Below are 23,352 nucleotides of genomic sequence, written 5' to 3' on the forward strand. Positions count from 1 at the left end.
TCGCATAGCGAAAACCTTAGTCTTTTAACAAACGAAGTGAGTTAAAACCCTTCACTATAGTGCTCGACAAATTCCAATTTGTAAGGATAAATTTGGTATTGGTAATTTAAATATTTCAGCTTGTTTATCTATATCTATAGAAATTATCTTGCTGCCTGAATAACGCCACATGCTAGTCTTCTACCAGAATTTCCCGCTGGCTGCGTTCTATAATCATCAGGGCTTTCATGTATTATTACTGTCCTTCCTATAATTTGTGGAACCGTAAACTTATTTGTAAAAAATGTCATTCTTGCATAACCATTATTAGAAAAAAGAACTGGAAAATCTCCTGCATGATTTCCATGAGGTTGATTAGTTGGATTCCAGTGTTCTCCCGTACTTGAAAATGGTTGTTGACTATTTCCTACTCTACAGCTCCCACCTTCATGTATGTGAAAGCCAAAAGGTCCAACTTGAGGTCTTCCACCTCCTCCACGTCTATATGGAGGAAGTCCATTAACTTCAACAGAAACTTCAGTTCCTCCACGTACACCCGTAAATGTTACAGTACCTCTAATATTAGGTGCTAGTGGCCCTCCTGTTATATTAGCAACAGCTCTCCTAGGTCTATTACTAATATTCATCTCGCTTCTATATCCATGGTAATTAAAAAAAGGACATTGATATTCAGAAAAATGCATAGTTACCTCCAATTTAATATTACAATTTATATTTTATGTAATTTTAAAAAAAATTGTTACAATTCTAATATTTAAGGTGATACAGCTATACATTACCAAGTATACAATTTCGCAAAAAATCTAAAACTATTATTGATATGGAGGTGTTTTTAATGAGTCACAGACCACTCGTTCCAGGTGCAAGAGGAAAACTTGAAAAATTAAAAGAAGAAACAGCAAACGAAATTGGTATTAGATTTAATGAAGGTTATGGTGGCAATGTAGCTTCAAAAACCAATGGATATGTTGGAGGTCCAGTTGGTGGTTTAATGACTAAAAAAATGGTAGAGGATTTTGAAAAGAAGCTAGCGAAGAAATAATGCTTCGTCGCATTAAAAAAATCCTATAAATCTAAGTGGTGAATTTAAGCGAGTACCTGCTCAGGGTATAGAAGGATAATGGGCAAAGCCCATGCCCCGTGCATGTTTACTCGCTGAGAAAATGCTCAAAAATTTTGTCCATCCACTTATTACTACTCATTTTTGTTCGTTACGCGGAAGCTAATTATAGTTCCAACCTGCTTAATCGAATATCCATAATAAGCAATGGGTGATAGTTTGAGCTACGGAAGTTAAATTCCAACAAATTGAATCATCAGCCCATTTCTTATTATAATAAAAATAAGTGCAGATTACTTAATCAAATGAGATTAAGTGTCTACACTTATAGTACAAAACAGATTGAAATATCTAAGCATTTTACAATTTTTAAACCAAGATTTATTAGAATCTTTTTAAACCGTTCCTTCAGCATTGTTACTTCACCCCCACGGTAGTGCAAGGAAAAAATTCCTCCGTATCTACGGAATTTTAGATGTAAATTTTTGTAATTGCTTAAATTTTCACATTATATATAACTATCAATTTTCATTGAATGACCATATTTACAATGTATTTTTTGCATCAATCCACAGCTTGGTATGGCTAGTTTAAGGTTCTCAAATCACATTAGCTCCGCCAAACCCACAATATGTGTATATCATTTGCATTTCCGGTTTAGCTAAGTAACAACATTGAAGAAATAGTTTAAATAAAATTTTAACAATTTGACGCTTAGATTTATTAATTTTATTTAATATTTCAAGATGTTGTTACTTCGCAATTTTTTATTGCATGCTAGTAGACATATTCCTGCATTCAGTTGCACATTGCTTACAAACATCTGCACAAGTTTTGCAATGCTGATCTTGAAACATACTGCACTCATTTGCACATCTATCACAAATTGTAGCACATACATTGCATATTTCTTTTATGCTTCCGCTGCCTCTTGACATAAAACAAACTGCTGTAGAACATATTTCTGAACAATCTTGAAGAGTTTTAATGCAATTTTTTCTTGCACTTACATCTGGCTCTTGTAAACACATATCCAAACATTCCTGACATATCTGAGTACACTTTGCGCATGCATCTATACATCTTTGATGTGGATTTCCTCCTGTTCTAAGTGATCCTGCTGGTATATTCATTGTTGCTGGCATAATAATTCCTCCTTGTAAATTAAATTTTAATACAAAGTTTATTATCTGCTTTATTGTTAGAATTATTCTGCTAAATTAATGTCATAAATTTTTACTTACAACATGTAATTTTGCATAATCCTCTTCTATACTAACAAGTCCTTCATCTTTATAACCGTTATTTTGAAACCATTTAAGATTGCCATTTGGGAACACACCTTTTTCATCACTAATTCCTATAATCCTTTTAAATTTAGATTTCAATTGTTTTTCCAAAGTCTTAAGAGGATAAGATTTGTTATCAAACTCTAGATCATAAGATAAATAAGAGCAAGTTAAAAATGCAGTTTTTTCATCCTTCGGTATATCATATGGAACAAAAATCGATGGTACATATTCGGCACCTCCAATTATTCTATTATTATTAAAATGAAGGTAACCTAGAAATTCTCCATCTACCTGTGACAAAAACTCACCTTTAGCTTTACATCCATCACTGCAACCACTCATAGTGCAGCAATCTTTAACCTCATTTATTGTTTCATTAGTAAGTTCTATTAATTTACCCTTATATTTATTTGAGGGTATATCTACAATATAGGGTTTTTCCTTAACCTTCTCACCATTTCGCATTTTATTAATGAGAGTAATATTTATTGGACTTCTCCATCTAATACAATCATCGAATACAGTTAAAAATGGGAAATACATATTCATTTTTTTAGTTAAAGCTTTATCATCAGTAATATCATAAAAACTAATCCTAAACAAATTTGAATCTAAACTATTTAGTAATTTTATTGTTTCATAATTTATAGGACATTGAGTGCCCCAATAATAAAAATCTATTTGCATTTATTCGTTCCTCCACTTTTTATAATGGAAATAAATTATAAACCAGTAAATTCGACAACTGTATGGCTTATATAATTATTAATGTTTTTTAAATATATTCCATATTACATTAGCTACAAATGATAATGCTACAAAAACTACTAAAAAAATAATAACCTTCATTTGTATTCCTCCTACATTACAAATCTTTTCTTGAATAAATGTGAATTGATAAAGCCATAGAAATACCAGTAATTATTAAAGCAAGAACATACGGTCCCAATTCTTGCATCAACTTAGGTAATGAAGTAATATACTGAAAGTCAATATTATTAGATTGAAGCCACTTTGCTATATACCCTCCAGTAATTGGTATCATAAAAACAATTATGACCAGTATATTTCTCAATTTTATAAAACCAAATTTATACAGTGCAGGTATAGTAATATCAAAAAAATAGCTACAATTAAAAGAGATATTCCAATCTCAGAAATATTTATCTTAGTCACATTAACAGGGACTATAAGTGCTGTAACTGCATAAATAATACAGTTACAAATAAAAATTACAAAAACAAATAAATATTTTGCTTCTACTAATGCTTTTCGTGTATATGGAGTTGCACAAAGCAATACTGAACCTTTATATTTATCTTCCAATTGCCATATCATAGTATTCAATACATATTCAAGCACAATTTCAGTCATAAAAAAGCCTAAAATACCAACATTAACCGTTGAGTTAGCATTAATAAAAATTGGTGCTCCAATTGCAAAAATAATAAAAAGCAACAAATATTTTTTTACTAATAAAAAATCCTTGTTAACAAGACTCAAAAGCATTATTATCCCCTCCTATGTAAGCTAACATAATATCTTCAATAGTTGGTCTCTCTATTATTACATTTTTCATTTGCTCACGAACAACAGCTTTTCTATTTGTGATGCCTTCAAAATTATAATTAGTCTCGTGAAGCTTTAAAAATAACTTTCTTGTGTGCTCATTAATCATAGATTTATCACCTTTAACTAATCCATGAGTATCCAATATTATGTCCTTTTCTTCGTTTAACACAATTTTCCCGTTATCAATTAAAATTAATACATCAGCTATTTTATCCAAATCGGATGTAATATGAGTAGAAAAAAATACGCTTTTGCCGTCTTCCTCCATAAATTCTAAAAGTATATCCATCAGTTCATTTCTTACTAATGGATCAAGTCCACTTGTTGGCTCATCCATAATAAGCAAATCTGCATGATGTGCCAGTGCCAAAGCAATACTATATTTCATTCTCATACCTTTTGACAATGTAGAAATTTTCTGTTTAAGTGGCAGCTTAAAACGAGTTATATAATTTTTAAATACTGTTTCATCCCAATTTGAATATGCAGGAGCAATGATGTTTTTCATTTCTATAAGCGTCATATCATCATAAAAATATCCATCATCCAATACAACACCTATATGATTTTTAAGTTCTCGTTCATTTTTATCAATTTCCTTTCCAAATAATTTAACACTTCCAGCATCCTTTATTACGAGACCAAGAATTGATTTTATAGTAGTAGTTTTTCCTGCCCCATTTATGCCAATAAATCCTGTTATGCACCCCTTTTTAAGCGAAAAACTAACATCTTTTAAACCAAAACTTCCAAAATCTTTTTTTAATCCACTTACTTCTAAAATATTATCCATTACTCATCATCCTCTTCAAATAATAAATCCATCATAGAATACAATTCTTTTTTAGAAATTCCAAGCGAGCGAGCAGTTTCCCATGCCTCTAAAAGTTTTGTTTCTACCATACGTCTTTTTGATTCCCTCAAAAGCTCAAGATTTTCTGGTGCCACAAACGACCCTTTTCCTGCTTTTGTTATAACAAATCCTTCCGACTCAAGTTCATCATATACTCTTCTAGTAGTAAGAACACTAACATGTAAATCATTTGCTAGTACTCTAATTGATGGAAGTGCTTCTCCCTCTTTTAACCCACCACTAATTATTGCATTTTTAATTTGTTCTTTTATTTGCTCATACAAAGGTTTATCTGACACATTTGAAATAATAATATTCATTTAATTTTCTCTCCATCTTTAAAACTGTTAATATATTAAATACACAGTATGTACACAATACACATTATATATAAGTATTATAATATTGTCAATATTTCCTCGATATAAAAAACAAAATTCCAAAAGGCATTTAACCTTCTGGAATTCACAAAAACTTCTTATTTAAATATTAGAACAGCGCTTAAAATCCATTAATCACATAAATCTTTATCATCATTCTTTATTCTTTCTTTGCCTTTTTTAGTAGCAGCAGTTTTTCTTTTCAATTTTTTTATATTATCAACATGACGAAAACGAATTGCAGACCAATTATCATCAATAGAAGCTTGAGACACTGGTTCAAAATCATACGGAGAAAATATATCCCACGACTTTTTTCTATTAATATTCGATTTGTATTTTTTAGAAGTTCCCTTTGGATAACAAAGCCACAAATGTCCATCCCCGTCCAATGCTTCAATCGCTGCTTTTGCATAACTATTTGCCTCTTCAAAGCTTATAGAAAACATCTGTATAAACTTATATTTTCCATTAAATTCTTTATGAATCTCACCATCTATGTCCTTCATTATTTCTTTATATTCATCTGGTGCATTTAAAATAAGTACTGGATTTTGATTAGTTAATCCTAATTTTTTTAAAATGGCATTCATAAAACATTCCTCCTGAATCCTCAAAATATTTTTACCTACAATACATATTCTACTGCCAACTATTTATCTGTTTCACATACATTGATTTTGCAAAACTAAAGTAAATTACTTGAAGCACAAAATAAATCCCCACAATAGTCATCAAATAAAGGCTAAGATTTGAAATTAAAAGGTTACTAAGGGCTTTTATTGCAAAGCTTGTATGACTAAATGCTATTACAAAAGGCAAGAAAAACATTATAAAACATTGAATACTTACTATCCTTTTCACTTCTTCTGCAGACATGCCCATCTTTTTAAGTGCTATAAATTCTTGTTTATCCCTTTGAATTTCATTAAATAGCTTAAAATAAAGTATACTGCCTGTTGCTATGAAAAACAATACTGCTATAAAAGTTCCTATAAAGAAAAACAAAGACATGTTCTTCATAACTTTAGAGAACTCTATTACCCTTTGACTAAATGCACTTTTCATTTCCTCAGGCACTTCACTTCTCAGCTTCCTTACGGCCTTTTCTGATTTTATCCAATTTTCTATGTTATAGCCATAGTATACATTAAGTTTTTCGTCTGTAAGTTTGTTTTTAAGCTTATTAAACTGTTTATCACTAATCACAATGGTATTAGAATTTATTTCATCCTCATTAATTACAGCTCCACCTATTTCTTCTATAACATTAAACTTTACAGTTTCACCTTGTACATTTAGTTTTAAATATTCCTTACCTTCTGGTATCTTTGCCGCCTTAGCTCCCTCAGAACTGTGAGAATATACAACTGCTTCCCCTGACTTGAGAGAAAAACTTTCCTTTTTTTGCTGCTGTGCTAAAGAATTATACTCATAATTAGATATAATATAAAACTGATTTTTACTGTTGTATCTTTGATATTTTAAAGCTCTATTTATAAACTTAGACTCACTAGTTCCCTTCATAAGTATGATTTTGTCTTTATTCTCTACCTTATTTCCATAGTTATTAAGAACTTCTTCAACTCTTTCAGGCATTATCACCTTATGAGAATTCAAACCATCCTCTACAAAGCTTATATCATGTGGAAAATCTAAAACTGTTTCCTTTTCCATAGTTTTTTGAAAAGAATATACACTAGAAGATGCCGTTAAAGTTACTGCTGAAAGTATTGAAACTGCAAATAATATTCTTGCATTATCTCTTAGTTTATATATTATTTGAGATAAAGTTATCATATTGATTCCTTTATAAAAAATCTCTTTGTTATTTTGGAGCTTATTTGCAAAATATACACTAAACTGAGAATATAGAAGGTATGTTCCCCATACGGTCAACCCTAAAACTGGAAACATAGTAGCTATTATAAACTGCCCTGAAGCTACTGCCATAGTATATCCAAGTACAATAAGAACTATAGAAGAAATTGCTTTCTTTGTTGAAAACTTAGGTACCGGTTTTGCAATTCTTGCACCTTTTAGAAGTTCTATTATGTTATTATTTTTAATTTTATAACTTACTATAAACCCAATTCCCTGAAACAATACTAAAAAGCATAATACAGTTAAAACTACAGCTTTAAGAGATATTGTGAGAGGAAGTTCTGTATCCAAAACTAAAATTGCTGAAACTCCCATAAAAAACAATTTGGAAAATAGAATACCTAAGAATAATCCCGTTAAAATTGAAAGTAAGGAAACAATAAAGTTCTCAAACATTACGTACCCTCTTATTTCGCTTTTTGTAAGACCAAACATAGATAAAAGTCCAAATTCTTTCTCCCTTGATTTTAAAAAGCTCGAAATAGAGTAATTAGTAAAAACTATTGTAAACACAACTATTACAAATTCACATAAGATCATTATATTTGATATAATCGCTCCCATTTGTCCCATGTTTTTTACATTTTTTATATTGGGACTACATATAAAATTTGCAAATATAAAAAATACCATAACCACAAATGCATTGCTTAAATAATACATTATGAATTTACTTAAATTGCCTTTTATGTTTTTTAGAGCAACATTACGCAAGGTCATTATTTCTTACACCTCCTATAAGAGTAAGTGAATCCATAATTTCTTTAAAGAAAGCTTGACGATTGCCTCCTCTTACAATTTCTAAGAAATATTTTCCATCCTTAATCATTACTATTCTCTTGCAAAAACTTGCTGCGAATGGATCATGTGTAACCATCATAATAGTTGCTTCATTTTTCTCATTAAGCTTTTCTAAAGACTCCATCACATCTTGAGAAGCCTTTGAATCAAGGTTTCCTGTTGGTTCATCTGCAAGTATTATAGCAGGATTGTGAATTAATGCTCTTGCACAAGCGGCCCTCTGCTGCTGCCCTCCTGAGGTTTCATATGGTCTTTTTTCTAAAATTCCTTTTATATTTAGTATTGCTGCAATTTTTTCAACTCTTTCTTCTATTTCACTAACTTTAATTTTTTCCATCACAAGTGGAAGTATTATATTTTCTTTTATTGATAATGAATCCAACAAATTAAAGTCTTGAAATATGAAACCTAATTCCTTTCTTCTAAATAAAGCAGCCTTCTTATCATCAAGCCTTGATAAGTTAGTTCCGTTTATAAAAATTTCCCCTGAAGAGGGCGTATCTATTGTGGCAAGAATATTTAAAAGAGTGCTCTTTCCACTTCCCGAAGGTCCCATAACTCCTACAAATTCTCCTTTTTCAACGTTGATGCTAAATTTATCGAGGGCTTTAATCTTTAACCCCCCTCTTTTATCCCCGTAAACCTTAGTTATATTTTCTGCCTTTAATACAGCCATATTACCACTTCCTCCAAACCTTATATTATATATACATTCACTTTACTCTCTACTCTGTACACTGATTTAACTATATTATAAAAAAAATAGAGAAATCAATGTATCGATTTCTCTTTCAAACATAACTTTAATCTTACAATTTTGAAAGCTTAAATATACTTTTATTTTTATAAAATATAATAGAAAAAACAGCGCCTCTCCCTTCTTCTGATTGAACAATAATATCATGCCCCAATTTATCACATATTTTCTTTGCCAGATACATTCCCATGCCTGTTGATTCATCTGTCTTTCTTCCATTCTTGCCAGTAAAAAAAGCGTTAAACACTCTTGTTAAATCTTCTTTAGGTATACCCATTCCTCCGTCTTCTATAGACAATATAATCTTTGAAGCTTCCTCACTAATGCCAAAGGTAATGTGCTTGTTTTCTGATTCTTTAACTTTTGAATATTTTATAGCATTTACTACTATTTGATTTATAACAAAAGAAATCCACTTCCTATCTGTTTCTATCATTACATTTTCACCTTTAATTATTCTTGGAAATATATGATTTCTTATGAGAGACTTTTTATTGTCATTAATAACCTTTCTTAAAACAGATATTAAATTAAGCCTCTCTACCTTAAAATCAATATTAAATTCATTAAGCCTTGCATTGTAAAGCATCCTATCAAGCCCCTGCTTAATTTTTTCATTTTCTTCAGCCATGCTTTCAAATACTTCCTTATTCTCTTCATTTATCTCATCTTGAAGTATAAGATTAATAACAGATACGGGGGTTTTCATTTGATGTACCCACTGATTTATAAAATACATATACTGCTTATGTTCTTCCTCATATTTTATCATCTTATTGCCACAGGTTTTATATACTTTGAGCAAAATTCTTTTAAACATTTCTTGTTCTTTGGTATTGGGCGTTCCTATGTTTAATATGCAATCTAAATCATCTTCTGAATTTAATATTCTGTTTAACTGTTCTTGAAAATTCTTATTTTTATAATAATCATACACTAAGAAAATTATAAATAAAACCGCAGAAATCAAAAGCGCATACAATATATTATTCTTTGAAAGCTCAATTTTATCTATTATCAAAGTCAAATACATTATAAAAATAACTACTGCACTACCTAAAAAATAAACTACTCCATATGCTATTTTGTCCTTAAAAAAATCCTTTAACTTCATTTATTCACCACTTTACCAACAGTTTATAGCCTTGTCCTCTTTTAGTTTCAATGACATCGGTAATTCCTATATCCTCTAATCTTTTTCTAACTCTAGTCATATTAACAGATAAAGTATTATCATCAACAAAATCAACATCATTCCATAAAACTTCTAAAAGAGTCTCTCTAGAAACAATTTTATTTACGTTTTTAAGAAGCATATATAAAAGCTGAAATTCCTTTTTGCTAAGCTCAATATTTCTTTCTTTGTATTCTACTGTATTTTGATTCATATACAAAAATAATCCGTTTATCTCAAATACGTCACTATTTCCACTTTCGGCGTAACTTCCATAAACTCTTCTTATAACTCCCTTTATTTTTGCAAGAAGAACATCATAAGAAAATGGCTTAGTTATATAATCATCCCCACCATTTTCAATTGCCATAACTTGATCCATATCAGAATCTCTAGCTGATATAAATATTATGGGTACCTTTGAAATAGTTCTTATATCCCTGCACCAATAAAAACCATCGTATACAGGCAAATTTATATCCATAAGAACAAGACTTGGATTATTTTTCACAAATTCCCCTTTTAGATTAGAAAAATCATCTATGTTGAAGGTTTTATATCCATACTTTTTAAGGTGATTTTTTATAAGACTACTTAGTTTTTTATCATCTTCAATTATCATTATACTATACATATATATTCTCCTTTAAACTTAGATATAAAATTGACTAAATGTATAAATCTTGTGAAATTTAATTCCTGAATGCTTTGTTTTTATTGTATCATATTGTACTCATGTGGATAAACTAATTAAAATATAAATTATAGGAGGGATTTTATGACATTTAGTATTCCTGCTACTACCAGGAGGGTAGAATTGCATACTAGTAAACGTGTTAATCAAAGAATTAGAAAAGAAACTCTAGATAATATTGCAAGTTATACTAATAAACCAAATGAAGAAATTATAGCTAGAATAAATGAACTTAATAAAGAATGGGATATTGAAAGATTACTTGAAACCAATGCAGCATCTGCCGTAATTTTAGGTACCATACTTGGATTTGCAGCAAATAAAAAATGGTTTGCACTTTCAGGAGTAGCTGGAGGTTTTCTATTAGAGCATGCTATTCAAGGTTGGTGCCCACCAATACCTATTTTTAGGCGACTTGGAATAAGAACTAGTTCAGAAATAAACTATGAAAAAGAAGCACTAAAAAATCTGCTTAGTATTCATAGAGGTTATTAATATATATAGGGAAACTATCTCCAAACCCAAAAATACAAATGGATGATTTATCCTTCCTGCGTTGGATAAATCATTCACAGAATTTGTTCCTATATTCCTTATACTTTTCTAATATGTCCTTATTACTATTAAAAAAGCCGCATAATATTTTCATGCTTTTTACAGTATCTTCATCAATAATGTGCTCTATTAATTCAGTTTGAACCAAAGCATCTTTGTTACGTCCTATAAATGATAAAAAATTCTCTATTGTATTATGCCTGTTTAATAAATACTCTCCTATCCTTCTCCCCTTATCTGTCAGTGTTACAATTCCATACTTCTCATAATTCACAATTCCTAATTCTCCAAGTTTTTTTACCATCTTTGAGGCTGAAGAATCCTTAACATTTAATAGTTGTGCAAGCACATTTATTCGAATATAGTTTTCATTCAAACTATTCCTATATATCATCTCAAGATAATCCTCTAATGCAGAGGTAAGCTTATTTTTGCCATGTCTTTGCAATTCATATCCACGTACGGTATGAAATCTATCGTCCATTTTAATCACCACCATCAACTTTATAAAGAAATTACATTCCTATTTATAATATATTAGTAACACTTAAAAAGTAGTTATCATATTTTAGTGTAGGGAAAGATTTTTTCTCTTAAGCAAAAGATTTTACTTAGAAACTTTTGTTATATAGTGAAACTTATAAAGTGAGGTTATTTAAAATGAATAATTATTATATTCCGCTCAGCTCATTAAAGCTAGGTGAAAAATGCAAAGTTAAAAGGCTTACTTCAGGTGGTATATTAAGAAGAAGATTGCTGGACTTGGGCTTAATTGATGACACAGTAGTTGAATCCTTAGAAAAAAGTCCCTCTGGAGATCCAGTTGCTTATCTTATTCGAGGCGCAGTAATTGCTCTCCGTGCCGAAGTAGCATCAATGATATTAGTAGAAAAGCTTTAAATAAATTTATCAAGTGTTTTTAGGAGGATATATTAATGGGGTTAACCGCCAAATCAACCGGAACAGGAGCAATGGAAAAAGACCTTAAAATAGAAAAAATTACACCAAATGATAAAATTATTGCTTTAGCAGGCAATCCTAATGTTGGCAAAAGCACCGTTTTTAATAATTTAACTGGTTTAAATCAACATACCGGGAACTGGCCTGGTAAAACTGTAACAAATGCTCGGGGAACTTATTCTTATAAAAATACCAATTTTATTCTAGTTGATATTCCAGGTACCTACTCATTAATGTGTAATTCCGTTGAAGAAGAAGTAGCCAGAGATTTTATTTGCTTTGGTAATCCAGATACAATCGTAATTGTAGTAGATGCTACCTGCTTAGAAAGAAATCTAAATCTTGTCCTACAAACCTTAGAGATCACTCCAAAGGTAGTGGTGTGCGTTAATCTATTGGACGAAGCAAAACGAAAAGGAATATCTGTAAACATAAAAGAATTATCAAAGCAGCTTGGTGTTCCTGTAGTAGGAACAAATGCTTTACATGGAGAAGGCCTGGATAATTTGATGGACATAGTTTTTAATGTGGCATCAAATAAAATCACTACTAATCCTATAAATATTATATATGAAGAGCCCATAGAAATGCTTATTTCTAAAATTGAGAGTAAAATTAAATCACTACTTCAAAATAAACTTAATCCTAGATGGGTATCACTAAAACTTTTAGATGGAAATGAAAGTCTGCTTTCTTCCATTAATAAATATCTAAACTTTAACATAACTGACCAACATGAGCTTATGGATGAGGTTAATGAAGCACGTGCCTCTTTATATGAACATGGTATTGATTCTGATACATTACGTGATAAACTGGTGCTTCAATTGGTAAGGACCTCTGAAAAAATCAGTAACAAGGTCGTCTCTTTTAAAAATAAAAATTACAATAACACTGATAGAAAAATAGATAAATACCTTACTTCTAAAAAATTTGGAATCCCTATTATGATTCTTCTTTTAAGTTTTATTTTCTGGCTTACTATTGTTGGTGCCAATGTTCCTTCTGATATAATTTCTGCTGGTTTATTTTGGGTTCAAGATAGACTTACAGATTTTTTCACTTGGCTCGGTGCTCCTTCTTGGGTACATGGATTATTAGTTATGGGTATGTATCGGACTCTTGCTTGGGTAGTATCTGTTATGCTTCCTCCAATGGCTATATTCTTTCCTCTTTTTACCTTGTTAGAGGATTTAGGATATCTCCCTAGAGTGGCTTTTAATCTTGATAACTACTTTAAAAAAGCCTGCACCTGTGGAAAGCAGGCACTAACAATGTGCATGGGGTTTGGATGTAACGCTGCCGGTATAGTAGGCTGTAGAATAATAGACTCTCCAAGAGAGCGTCTTATAGCAATCTTGACTAACAACTTTGTTCCTTGCAATGGAAGATTTCCTACTCTCATTGCTATTATATCCATGTTCTTTGCAGGAATTATTGTAGGACCTTTTAGATCTGTATTATCTGCACTTATTCTCACTGGAGTTATCCTACTAGGGGTTTTTATGACACTTACAATATCTAAGATTTTATCAAAAACAATACTCAAAGGTATTCCATCAAATTTTACTTTAGAGCTGCCACCCTATAGAAAGCCACAAATAGGCAGGGTTATCGTAAGATCCATATTTGACAGAACCCTATTTGTCCTTGCTCGTGCGGTGATGGTAGCAGCACCTGCCGGTCTTGTTATATGGGTAATGGCTAATATTCACATAGGTAATTTAAGCATTTTAACTCACTGTGCTAATTTCCTAAATCCCTTTGCAAAACTCATTGGATTAGACGGTTATATTTTAATGGCTTTTATTTTAGGCTTTCCTGCAAATGAAATAGTTGTTCCAATAATCATCATGAGTTACATGTCTACTGGAAACATAATAGAACTCAACAACCTAGATCAGTTAAGACACCTTCTTGTTTCAAATGGCTGGACTCCTTTAACCGCTGTATGCGTTATGTTATTTTCTTTAATGCATTGGCCCTGCGCCACCACCTGTTTAACTATAAGAAAAGAAACTCAAAGCTTAAAGTGGACCCTTGTTTCTTTCCTTATACCAACTGCCACTGGTATCGTGGTATGTTTTATAGTTGCAAGTGCTGTGCGATTAATAGGTCTGATATAAATTTTTATTAAAATATCAAAATTCTAAAAAAGCTGGTTAAAGCCATTTTCTAAAACTTTAATCAGCTGATACCTTTTAACAGTTAGTCTCTATGGCTCAACTTTAAAGTACATTATGTAAATGTAAATGTGTATATACTATTACAAAAATTTGGTCACAATTTATATACACTACAATCCTTTCCTTCCATTTTTTTGGCGGCATACATAGCTTTATCAGCTTCTACTATTAATTTATCAATACTATCTCCAGAATGAGGATAAAAACTGACACCTATACTCAAAGATATATTAATTTCTTTTCCATTAAAATTTATGCTTTTACTTTTGCTATTAATAATCCTTGAAATTACAATATTATAGTCATCAGTATTTTTCATATTAGGTAATAATATTAAAAATTCATCACCTCCATATCTGGCAACTATATCATTTTTTCTTGTAGCCTCTTTCAATATTTTAGCTACATTAACAAGAACTTTATCACCCACTTTATGACCATAAGTATCGTTTATGTCTTTAAATTTATCAACATCTATGAACATTAAGCCTAATAAACTATCCTGTCTCTTGGAGTTATCTAAACTTTTTTCTGCAAGTTCATAAAATAACGTCCTGTTTGCAACTCCTGTCAATTTATCATAATAAGCTAACTTCCTGATAGTATTTTCTTTTTTTTTCAATTTCATATTTACCCTGTATAATTCTTTTATATAGTCCTTTAACATGTTAATTTGCGTGAATTGATTTGTAACATCAATAAATTCTAAAAGTAAAAATTTAGCTCCAGCTATTTCAAAACTGCTCATTATTAAATTTAAATTTTCTTTATTATTAACTAGTCCTTTATGCATAGCCGCAGAAAAAAACATTTTACCGCCATCGCTTAGTACATTATCCATGGATTTCTTAAAATAACCTTTGTTCAAATTTGGCATTATCTTGTAAATATCACTATCAATAACTCTTTTATCATCAATTTTTGCTATGACTTTCATATATTTATTCCATAGATAAATTTTCAAGTTCTCATCCAAAACTATTATGCCTTCATTGAGATTATTTAACATATTATATAAATCCCTATTCATAAAGTTCATCCTCTATCTTATCTATTTTTTTTATTAATTCATTTAATGAATTGAATGTCAAGTTAATTATAATTGCACCTTCAATTTCTGTATCATCAATTATAAATGTTATATAGAGTAATAATATATGATTATTTTCATTGTTTTCAATATCCTTATCAAAATCTATTTTTTTAAATACCTTTACTTCTGGTAAAGCATAAGTTAGATTTATATTTAGCAAATTCCCAATACTCCCAATAATACAATTTAAAATTATATTACCAACCTCTTTAATAATATCAAAATCCACATCTGTAAAATCCATTTGATAAATGTTATCTTCTTCATGCAAACAGAGATTTATAAAGGTTCTCATCTTTGGGGCTGGAAAAATCAAATTTGCTTTTCCTGTTAAACTTTCTTCAAAAGAAATAGATGATACCATTAAAGTTCCACTTAATACCTTTGGGACACTTTTTTTTAATTTTACTTCTGCTTCTTTTGCATTAATAAATTCAACATTAGGTACATTTAAAAAAATCTTTTTATTTATTATTTCTGAAAGCATATCTGCTGCTTTACCAACACTTATATTAAACAATTCTTTTAATATATCATCCTTTAGTTCTTGTTTACTCATTTACTTCCTCCTTTTTTATCAATTCACATACTAGCTTAGCTTTTTCTGCATTGAATGGCTTATTGATAAATGCCACAACATCGTATGCTTCGATTTCCTCTCTTATACCTTTTTGTATATCTGCAGATACTACAAATATTTTTGCATTTTTATTAAATTCTTTTATAAGCTTTAGTAGATCTTGACCGTTTATTCCAGGCATTAACAAATCTATAAATGTATAATCTGGTTTAATATTTTTATATTTTATAAAGCCTTCTTTTCCATCACTTGCAAAGGAAATTTCAACATCCTTCAAAAATTTCTTAATTAAATTAGCCGTTGTTTTTTGTGAAAATATTGAATCATCTACAATTAAAATTTTTAACATAATAGTCTTCCACCGCCTTGTTTAAATTAAAAATAAAACCAGTAATTAGCAAATTATAGGTTGCTAATTACTGGTCGGTTGCACCACTTACTCCAAATCCTCAAGGTACCCAAATAAAGAGAATTTTTCATAGTTTCCATTTTTATATTTTATTGGACGAATAAATTTTTCTTTATCTAATGCATAATTTTCTAGTTTTAAAATTATTAAGAGTAGTAAATTAAAACTTTATGCGCACATTTTTACATTTTATCATATTAATAGGCAATAATCAATAGCCAATAATTTCAAAACTGAAAGTTAAGTATTGTATCACTATCTTAAACTAAATCATAGATTATTATTGAGAATAACAATTCTCATACCTTTAGTCGTACAAAAGAGAAATGGAAGTGACTAAGACATGTCAGTTAGAATTACCGATTTTGCTTTTCCTCAAGGTGTAATCAATAATATTGCTTTGGCTCAAGGCAGTAACACTCCTCTTGCTTTCGCACAAGCTCCAATTGCAATTAACAGTGCTGCACTAGTTATGAATAAAGCAATACTCCACTTACCACAAATTATAAATGACTCTATAATATATGGAATAGTGGTTCAAAATATTGGCAATACTGTAGCTACAGGAGTAATAGTAGAAGATAATGCTGTTTCCCATGTTTCATTTACTAATGCAACAACAAACACAGGTATAGTCATAGCTTTAACTCCATTTATTGTTAGAGTTTTTATTGGTAATATGGCACCTGGTCAAATAGCTATAGTTTATATTGCAGGAACGCTTGTATAATAAAATATCAGCTAGCCAAGTGAAGTTATAAGATAAAAGTAGACCTGATATATAACTACCAATCGTCTACTTTTTCATGCAAAATCTAAAAAATCAACTCTCCTGGCTTATAGCCGGCAGGCAATTCCTCTTCACTTAAAAATTTGAAATTGTCATCACGGAGTATTGGCAAAAATGCTTCGTATGGAATTCTGGAAAATTCACAACCATAACTGCTAGCTCCAAACCATTTACCTTCTTTGCTGCTCAAGTTTAAATCTCGTGTAAATTTTGTATAGTTTGAACAATCATGAACTACAAAATTCCACTTTTCTTCATCGGCTATTTTCATAAATTTCAAAGTTAGCTCTCTACTCCAAGTTGGAGATATATATCCATGCCTAGAAATATACATATTTTCTCCATCGTAATTTTCTATGTTGTTTTCATTTAAATGTAATTCTGCACAATTCATAAAATCGAGTTTTGTATCTAAAATTGCCTGCTTTTTCTTAAAGAAACCTTTGAAAAGCTCAGGAGTCATTGGAGTTTCAATACCTACATTTTTAATATATTTTTTTGCTATTCTAATATTTTCAATAACTTTGTCTGAGCAATTGGAAGCACCTAGGTTGAAACGCAATTCGTCAAGACCGGCTTCGCCTAATGCTTTTAATGTTTCTTCTGTAGCTAAAATTCCATTTGTATATAGATGTTGATGAACCCCTGCGACACTAAATTTCTTTATTACTGAATAGTATTTTTCAATTTCCATAAATGGCTCTAAATAAACGTAAGCAACTCCAGTAGGTTTCTTATGTATAGAAAGAAGTAAATCAATATCCTTATCATAAAACCTTGTGCCACCAATTTCCCACATATCTTCGCCAATTGGAGGAATATCCTCTAGTTCTCCATAATCATAACAGAACTTACACGCTGCATTACATTTGTTTGTTTTCCTAATTGCACTCAAACCAGTACCCATCAAACAAGAAATACATCCTTTTGGAAATTTATCTTCACTTCCTACAAAAAAAGTTCTATCCTTTAAAGTTTTTAAGCCTTTGATTTCAGACATTAATATATCATTTCTATGATCAATGGCTGCCTCAATTTGCGCAAAGGTAGCATAAATGATTTCTTGTTGTTTTGTCATAAGTTCCTGTTCCTCTGGCAACATTGCAAAAAACTCAAACCACTTAAGCGCATCTTTCTTTGGTATTTTCATAATATATCCTCCTCTAATTAGTTGCTAGTGTAAAATTTTTTACACTGCTTTTTTAAATTTCTTTATATAGCAAGGTTTTCATGTTCCTTCAAGAAAAAAACAATGCCCCTTTTTTGTTATATCAAATCTACTATAGATAGACAACTTGGAAGTTGTGAAGCAACAATGCTTCGTCGCGTTAAAAAAGCCCTATAAATCTAAGGTTCAAAAATCATAAAATACTAAGATATTTCAATAACTCGCTATCGCTCAAACAGATTGAAATATCTAAGCATTTTACAATTTTTGAGCCAAGATTTATTAGAATTTTTTTAAACCGTTCCTTCAGCATTGTTACTTCACTCCCACAGTAGTGCAAGGAAAAAATTCCTCCGTACCTACGGAATTTTAGCATAAATCTTTGTAATACATTATTTAAGCAGTTTATAATCATTTTCATTGTCAAATCTTGTCAGCAGTGTATTTTTCGTAGAGAATCGGAGAAAAATATTCCTTGCTTTTTCTATCTAAGTGAAGTGATGTTGACTTGGGATGGTTTAAATAAAGCTTTATAAATCTTAGATGATAAATCGTAAAAGTCTTAGAGAATTTAATCTGTTTGAGCGTATGCGAGTTATTAAATTCTCTTAGATTTTTAGGATTTATCGTCTTAGATTTATTAGCTTTATTTAATATCCCAAATCAATATCACCTCGCTAAATTCCAATTTGTCGGGATGAATTTGGTATTAGTCATTTTAACCTTTCAAGTGGTTTATCTTTAAAAACAAAAATAACACAAAAGGATGTCATTGTCCATAAGCTTAATTATAACTTATTTGTTTTTATGTTATCAATAATTATAAACTCTCAATAAATTTTTAATTCTACGAATTAGCTCATCCCTTACATGTTCAGGCTCCAGACATCCGCATTTGTCACCAAAACTAAGCAACAGATTATATCCAAATTTATTTTCCTTAAATGAAAAGTTTACAATTAGTTTTTTGTCAAGGTTATATAATAGAATACAACTATATTAATAAGAAAACCTTGATATTGATTTTAAACAACTTGTAAAGGAGATAAAGATAACATGAATATAGTACTGAATGCAGCAGGACAGATAAGTTCGATGCTTGTCGATAATCTTTTAAAGAAAACTCAAATCTAATGATTTATAAAACCAATCAAGAACGAATATATGAAATAGCTGGGCCAAAGCTTTATAGTTCTTTGGACATAGCAAAAATATTTGGAGATGTACTAAATAGAAATGTTGCAGGACAGCAAGTGATGCCTGAAGACTGGAAAAGTACATTGATGCAAGCAGGTTTCTCAAAAGACGGGGCAAGAAATCTTATGCTTATGACACAAGCGGTAATTGATGGAAAAACAAAAAATAAAACCACTAATTCAATTCGTTTCTATACAGATTTTAAAAAGTATTTGATAAATATGATATAAAGCCTTCTATAATAAAGTATGCCTTCAAAGGTTTATTTGAAGACTTTATTCTTTACAATTTTCTATTGTCACCTCATTGTGAATCAGTAACTCGATTAGGGGCATGAATTTTACATACCCCTAAAAAGTGAATACTTCTGCATTATTGAAAAAGCAAAATTATATATCTAATCCTGTTGTTTGTATTCTGGCTTCTTCTTCCAATACAACTACTCTGTGATCTTCAGCCAGCAATTTCATCTGACTGAGATAACAAATTTTATTCCTCCGATATATCGGTATAATTCAATTTTTTATATGTTTGTCTAATATATACTCTAGTAGCTAAAATTAATTATGTCAAATGGAATGTTAATAAAAAGTTTTCATAGCTTGTTTATTCGAAAACTAATTAAATTTTATTTCATGTTCTTCATATTCATTTATTCAATGGCATAAGGAATAATTTTCTTAACAGTGATAGATATCAGATAACCTTAGAAATCTACTTCATCCGGATGAAGTCCTGAACCTCCACAATCGGTTAGTCTGTCAATCTTCTCAACATCTTGTGCATTGATTTCAAAGTCAAATACCTCAAGATTATTTTTAATTCTCTCTGGTGTAACAGACTTTGGCAATGGAACTATTCCCTTTTGAATAATCCAGCGCAGACTAAGTTGAGCTACAGATTTTTTGTATTGATCTGCAATTTCCATTAATACCGGATGCTTCAAAATCTGTCCATTTGAAAATGGAGCCCATGCCTCCACCAAAATATTGTGTTGCTTACAAAACGCTACGGTTTCCTCCTGCAACATGCCAGGATGGAATTCAATTTGATTCACCATCGGCTGAATCTTAGCTGTTGCTAGCAATGGCTCAAAATGGTGCGGAAGAAAATTACTAACTCCGATTGCTTTGATTTTCCCTTGTTTATAAAGTTCCTCGAATGCTCTCCAGCTCTCGCTGTTTGCTTCCTGCCAGTTATTCTTGGATGCTTTTGCAATAGGCCAATGGATAAGGTATAAATCCAGATAATCAAGCTGTAAATCCTCTAATGTTCTATTAAAAGCAGCTAATGTCTTTTCATATCCTTTGTCATCATTCCATAGCTTACTTGTTACAAATAATTCTTCGCGTGCCACACCAGATTTACGTATGGCTTCACCAACACTTTTTTCATTTCCATAAGCAGCAGCGCAGTCAATATGTCTATATCCTGCCTTGATTGCATTCAGTACAGACTGCTCTGTTTCCTCTCCGCTAGGCGTACGGAATGTACCGAATCCTATATTCGGAATCTTATAGTTGTTGCTTAATGTGTAAAAATTTTCTTTCATAATTATTTTCCTTTCTGATCTATTATCGTATAAAATTTGTCATAACATGGTCTTCTTCTACAGGAACAGGTATTTTTTCTTTTCCAGCGTCAATTGTCTTAAGGAGCCAGTCCATTGATCTGGCATTTTTACGAAGGGTCTGAATACCTTCTTCATCCTGATGAACTTCTCCTTTTTCCAAACCATATGCTAATGTCCAGTATTGAGACGGCGACATGACTGTCTGGGCTAAGTTAAGATAGTTATTTAGCTGGTGTACTACATCTACACCACCGGCACGTCTTACAACTGAAATAGAATATCCACAGCCAATGCACCCATAAATATTTAGCTGACCAATTTGAATGATTTCAACTTCTATACCCTGCTGTTCCAGCTCATCTGCCATAACCTTGAATGCCTGACTTGTATTACCGTTTTTACGGGGACTACCATTAATAGCTATCACTTTAATAAATTCGCACTCCTTTCTCTGCTATACGGCAAGTATAGACCCTACACTTAACTATAGGTCAATAGTATATGCAAAAAAAATTTTCATATTCATACTCCTTTCCTTACGATGCAATCATCCTTGACTTAGAGTTAAGTGTAAGTTATATAATATATAAGAAAACTATTTGAGGTGATAAACGTGAACTATACCATAGCACAAGCCGCTAAAAAAATGAATTTAACAATATATACATTAAGATACTATGACCGTGAGGGACTGCTCTCTAATGTTAAAAGGGATAAATCAGGCAACCGTATTTTTACAAGGGATGATATGGAAATGCTCTCACTTATATGCTGTCTTAAGAATACTGGAATGCCCATTAAGAAAATAAAGCAATTCACAGACTGGCAGAATGAAGGTAATCATACCCTTCATGCTCGTAACGATATCTTAGTAAAACATAAAGAAGATGTTTTAAAGCAAATCGAAGATTTAAAAAAACATCTTCGCTTGATTGACCGAAAGCTCAATTATTACCATGATGCCTGCCAGGCCTATGATACGGACTCACCAATCCCAACCTGTTGCGAATATACGGATAATGATTCAGAATTTTAGGTTTAATTTTAATGAGTATTTCTATCTACATAATCTTAATATACAGGGTTTGATCCGTTTGTTCTTAACTTTAAAATAATTACTGTGCTTCTATTTGACACTACTCTCCTAAGCCCTAAAAGCCTTGCAGCTATTAGGGCGACAGCATAAACGGTTTATGGTAAACAAGCACCATAAGAATCTCACCTCTCCCAGGATCTTTGCGATCCACCACAGACCGTTTTATGACCATGCCTTCTCGCTCTTCACATTCGATGGCATAATCACTCATTCACAGCAAAGCTTGATTTCAATTACTTCCTTTCTGAATTTTTTGCAAAAAATAGACATTCATTTCTGAACATCTAAACTAAAAAAGAGAGATTATTTTTCACAGTATCCCTTATTAATTTTATTCTGTTTTGACTCCATCTAATATTAATATTTAAAAATATACAATTACCCATTATTTTATTTTCAGTTCTTGATCTATGAGGTCAAGAAATACCCTGAGCGCTGGTGATACCCATTTGTCTTTATGATATATAATCTGCGTCGATATATGAAACTCAGGACCCTTCCATGGAAGCTCAACCAAGCTCCTTTCGTCCAAATCCTTCTTAACAGCAGCCTTGACAAGTAGGCATACTCCAAATCCATTGGCCGCAAATTGCTTTTCAGCCTGAAGGCTACTCACGGATATTATGGATCGAAACCTAGCCTTCTCTCCAGTCATCATGCCCTCTAAAAGATCTCGGTAACTACAACCGCTTTCACTGATAATCAACGTTTCATTAATCAGATCACTCGGGTATATTTCTTGCTTTTGCGCCAAGGGATGTTGAGGTGCACACACAAGAACCATGCTTTCAGGGTAAGATGCTTCAATAATCAAATCCTGTTCTGCTGTTTCTTGGTCATACATAATGGCTGCGTCAATAGTATTCTTTCTTATGTAATTTTTAAATTCAGAACAAGGACCGAATTTAAAATCGAAATCAATATCCGGAAGCATTTGATGATAAACACCAAATACTTTTGAAAGCCTGATGATAGCCAGAGATTCCGCTATTCCTAAAGTTATGGTTCCTCTCGGAGCCTCTCCTGAAACAGCGGTAAACGCTTCTTCAGAAAGATCTATTAAGCGCTCTGCATAGACAAGAAGTGTTTGCCCCGCATAGGTCAAACTGATTTGTTTTCCCAATCGTTCGAATAGTTTAACCTTGAGCTCTTCCTCTAATAGCTGAATTTGAGAAGTGATCGTGGACGGTGCATAATCCAATTGTTTAGAAGTTTCTACAAAACTACCTAATTTCGCAGCTGTAACGAAAGTTCTAAGATGCTTAATTTCCATTTGTT

General features: G+C 31.2%; 26 protein-coding genes, 1 pseudogene and 1 riboswitch. Of the genes and pseudogenes, 7 read left to right on the top strand and 20 right to left on the bottom strand.

The features are described from left to right. Positions 1-143: 143 nt before the first annotated feature. The gene (locus LQK79_RS10715; RefSeq protein WP_053243378.1) at positions 144-683 is read right to left on the bottom strand and encodes a superoxide dismutase family protein; all 540 of its coding nucleotides are present in this window, start codon (positions 681-683) and stop codon (positions 144-146) included. Positions 684-835: 152 nt separating this feature from the next. On the opposite strand from LQK79_RS10715, the gene LQK79_RS10720 reads away from it, so the two are divergent. Beyond that, a complete protein-coding gene (locus LQK79_RS10720; protein ID WP_053243379.1) occupies positions 836-1,042 on the top strand; it encodes an alpha/beta-type small acid-soluble spore protein in 207 nt (68 codons plus the stop codon). 785 nt (positions 1,043-1,827) lie between these two features. Here LQK79_RS10720 and LQK79_RS10725 read toward each other — a convergent pair. The 10 genes and pseudogenes from LQK79_RS10725 to LQK79_RS10775 all read right to left on the bottom strand — a co-directional run bounded on the left by LQK79_RS10725 (position 1,828) and on the right by LQK79_RS10775 (position 10,407). Next, positions 1,828-2,205 (bottom strand): four-helix bundle copper-binding protein, encoded by a 378-nt coding sequence (locus LQK79_RS10725; RefSeq protein WP_231016532.1) that lies wholly within the window; start codon positions 2,203-2,205, stop codon positions 1,828-1,830. A gap of 81 nt (positions 2,206-2,286) precedes the next feature. Then, a complete protein-coding gene (locus LQK79_RS10730) occupies positions 2,287-3,039 on the bottom strand; it encodes a hypothetical protein (RefSeq protein WP_231016533.1) in 753 nt (250 codons plus the stop codon). A gap of 178 nt (positions 3,040-3,217) precedes the next feature. Further along, a pseudogene (locus LQK79_RS10740) lies at positions 3,218-3,861 on the bottom strand (ABC-2 transporter permease). Further along, on the bottom strand, positions 3,842-4,717 hold the full coding sequence (locus LQK79_RS10745) for an ABC transporter ATP-binding protein (RefSeq protein WP_053240874.1): 876 nt from the start codon (positions 4,715-4,717) through the stop codon (positions 3,842-3,844). The pseudogene LQK79_RS10740 and the gene LQK79_RS10745 overlap by 20 nt, the downstream one beginning before the upstream one ends. Then, positions 4,717-5,097: a GntR family transcriptional regulator gene (locus tag LQK79_RS10750; protein WP_053240875.1), complete on the bottom strand. Its 381-nt coding sequence runs from the start codon at positions 5,095-5,097 to the stop codon at positions 4,717-4,719. Before LQK79_RS10750 ends, LQK79_RS10745 begins: the two co-directional genes overlap by 1 nt. A 191-nt stretch (positions 5,098-5,288) precedes the next feature. Then, entirely contained in the window at positions 5,289-5,750 is a 462-nt protein-coding gene (locus LQK79_RS10755) for a hypothetical protein (protein WP_053240876.1), read from the bottom strand. 49 nt (positions 5,751-5,799) lie between these two features. Further along, on the bottom strand, positions 5,800-7,761 hold the full coding sequence (locus tag LQK79_RS10760; protein WP_231016535.1) for an FtsX-like permease family protein: 1,962 nt from the start codon (positions 7,759-7,761) through the stop codon (positions 5,800-5,802). Beyond that, positions 7,748-8,518: an ABC transporter ATP-binding protein gene (locus tag LQK79_RS10765; RefSeq protein ID WP_053240878.1), complete on the bottom strand. Its 771-nt coding sequence runs from the start codon at positions 8,516-8,518 to the stop codon at positions 7,748-7,750. The genes LQK79_RS10760 and LQK79_RS10765 overlap by 14 nt, the downstream gene beginning before the upstream one ends. 133 nt (positions 8,519-8,651) lie before the next feature. Continuing rightward, entirely contained in the window at positions 8,652-9,713 is a 1,062-nt protein-coding gene (locus tag LQK79_RS10770; protein WP_231016536.1) for a sensor histidine kinase, read from the bottom strand. 4 nt (positions 9,714-9,717) lie between these two features. Beyond that, positions 9,718-10,407, bottom strand: a complete 690-nt coding sequence (locus LQK79_RS10775) for a response regulator transcription factor (protein WP_231016537.1) — start codon at positions 10,405-10,407, stop codon at positions 9,718-9,720. Positions 10,408-10,551: 144 nt separating this feature from the next. On the opposite strand from LQK79_RS10775, the gene LQK79_RS10780 reads away from it, so the two are divergent. Then, the gene (locus LQK79_RS10780; RefSeq protein ID WP_231016538.1) at positions 10,552-10,962 is read left to right on the top strand and encodes a DUF2892 domain-containing protein; all 411 of its coding nucleotides are present in this window, start codon (positions 10,552-10,554) and stop codon (positions 10,960-10,962) included. Between the two features lie 70 nt (positions 10,963-11,032). Here LQK79_RS10780 and LQK79_RS10785 read toward each other — a convergent pair whose 3' ends face one another. Beyond that, positions 11,033-11,506 (bottom strand): metal-dependent transcriptional regulator, encoded by a 474-nt coding sequence (locus LQK79_RS10785; RefSeq protein ID WP_053240881.1) that lies wholly within the window; start codon positions 11,504-11,506, stop codon positions 11,033-11,035. 176 nt (positions 11,507-11,682) lie between these two features. On the opposite strand from LQK79_RS10785, the gene LQK79_RS10790 reads away from it, so the two are divergent. Next, a complete protein-coding gene (locus LQK79_RS10790; RefSeq protein ID WP_231016539.1) occupies positions 11,683-11,922 on the top strand; it encodes a FeoA family protein in 240 nt (79 codons plus the stop codon). Between the two features lie 35 nt (positions 11,923-11,957). Next, complete coding sequence (feoB, locus tag LQK79_RS10795) at positions 11,958-14,108, top strand: ferrous iron transport protein B (RefSeq protein WP_231016540.1); 2,151 nt, start codon at positions 11,958-11,960, stop codon at positions 14,106-14,108. A 154-nt stretch (positions 14,109-14,262) separates the two neighbouring features. Here the strand turns inward: feoB and LQK79_RS10800 are convergent, their stop codons facing one another. Genes LQK79_RS10800 through LQK79_RS10810 form a run of 3 tightly spaced genes read right to left on the bottom strand, consistent with a single transcriptional unit; the run spans position 14,263 to position 16,190 of the window. Beyond that, entirely contained in the window at positions 14,263-15,198 is a 936-nt protein-coding gene (locus LQK79_RS10800; protein WP_053240884.1) for a GGDEF domain-containing protein, read from the bottom strand. Further along, positions 15,191-15,820, bottom strand: coding sequence for a chemotaxis protein CheC (locus tag LQK79_RS10805; protein WP_231016541.1), 630 nt, complete (start codon positions 15,818-15,820; stop codon positions 15,191-15,193). The genes LQK79_RS10800 and LQK79_RS10805 overlap by 8 nt, the downstream gene beginning before the upstream one ends. Next, on the bottom strand, positions 15,813-16,190 hold the full coding sequence (locus tag LQK79_RS10810; RefSeq protein WP_053240885.1) for a response regulator transcription factor: 378 nt from the start codon (positions 16,188-16,190) through the stop codon (positions 15,813-15,815). Before LQK79_RS10810 ends, LQK79_RS10805 begins: the two co-directional genes overlap by 8 nt. A 63-nt stretch (positions 16,191-16,253) precedes the next feature. Then, positions 16,254-16,336, bottom strand: a riboswitch (cyclic di-GMP riboswitch). Between the two features lie 257 nt (positions 16,337-16,593). Here LQK79_RS10810 and LQK79_RS10815 point away from each other — a divergent pair. After that, positions 16,594-16,980 (top strand): DUF11 domain-containing protein, encoded by a 387-nt coding sequence (locus LQK79_RS10815; protein WP_053240886.1) that lies wholly within the window; start codon positions 16,594-16,596, stop codon positions 16,978-16,980. Between the two features lie 85 nt (positions 16,981-17,065). Here LQK79_RS10815 and LQK79_RS10820 read toward each other — a convergent pair whose 3' ends face one another. Next, positions 17,066-18,190 carry a radical SAM protein gene (locus LQK79_RS10820; RefSeq protein WP_231016542.1) on the bottom strand — a complete coding sequence of 375 codons (1,125 nt, stop codon included), beginning with the start codon at positions 18,188-18,190 and terminating at the stop codon, positions 17,066-17,068. An 831-nt stretch (positions 18,191-19,021) separates the two neighbouring features. Beyond that, complete coding sequence (locus LQK79_RS21245; protein WP_456237099.1) at positions 19,022-19,198, bottom strand: WCX domain-containing protein; 177 nt, start codon at positions 19,196-19,198, stop codon at positions 19,022-19,024. A gap of 143 nt (positions 19,199-19,341) precedes the next feature. Here LQK79_RS21245 and LQK79_RS10825 point away from each other — a divergent pair, with 143 nt between their 5' ends. Then, positions 19,342-19,635, top strand: a complete 294-nt coding sequence (locus LQK79_RS10825) for a Rossmann-fold NAD(P)-binding domain-containing protein (RefSeq protein WP_231016543.1) — start codon at positions 19,342-19,344, stop codon at positions 19,633-19,635. Positions 19,636-20,111: 476 nt separating this feature from the next. On the opposite strand, the gene LQK79_RS10830 is transcribed toward LQK79_RS10825, so the two are convergent. Beyond that, positions 20,112-20,957, bottom strand: coding sequence for an aldo/keto reductase (locus LQK79_RS10830; protein ID WP_231016544.1), 846 nt, complete (start codon positions 20,955-20,957; stop codon positions 20,112-20,114). Positions 20,958-20,979: 22 nt separating this feature from the next. Beyond that, positions 20,980-21,411 (bottom strand): flavodoxin family protein, encoded by a 432-nt coding sequence (locus LQK79_RS10835; RefSeq protein ID WP_053240888.1) that lies wholly within the window; start codon positions 21,409-21,411, stop codon positions 20,980-20,982. A 180-nt stretch (positions 21,412-21,591) separates the two neighbouring features. On the opposite strand from LQK79_RS10835, the gene LQK79_RS10840 reads away from it, so the two are divergent. Next, entirely contained in the window at positions 21,592-22,014 is a 423-nt protein-coding gene (locus LQK79_RS10840; protein WP_053240889.1) for a MerR family transcriptional regulator, read from the top strand. A 445-nt stretch (positions 22,015-22,459) separates the two neighbouring features. On the opposite strand, the gene LQK79_RS10845 is transcribed toward LQK79_RS10840, so the two are convergent. Beyond that, entirely contained in the window at positions 22,460-23,347 is an 888-nt protein-coding gene (locus tag LQK79_RS10845) for a LysR family transcriptional regulator (RefSeq protein ID WP_231016545.1), read from the bottom strand. Positions 23,348-23,352: the final 5 nt, after the last annotated feature.

The organism is Clostridium guangxiense (genome assembly GCF_021043395.1).
Classification (GTDB): Bacteria; Bacillota; Clostridia; order Clostridiales; family Clostridiaceae; genus Clostridium_S; species Clostridium_S guangxiense.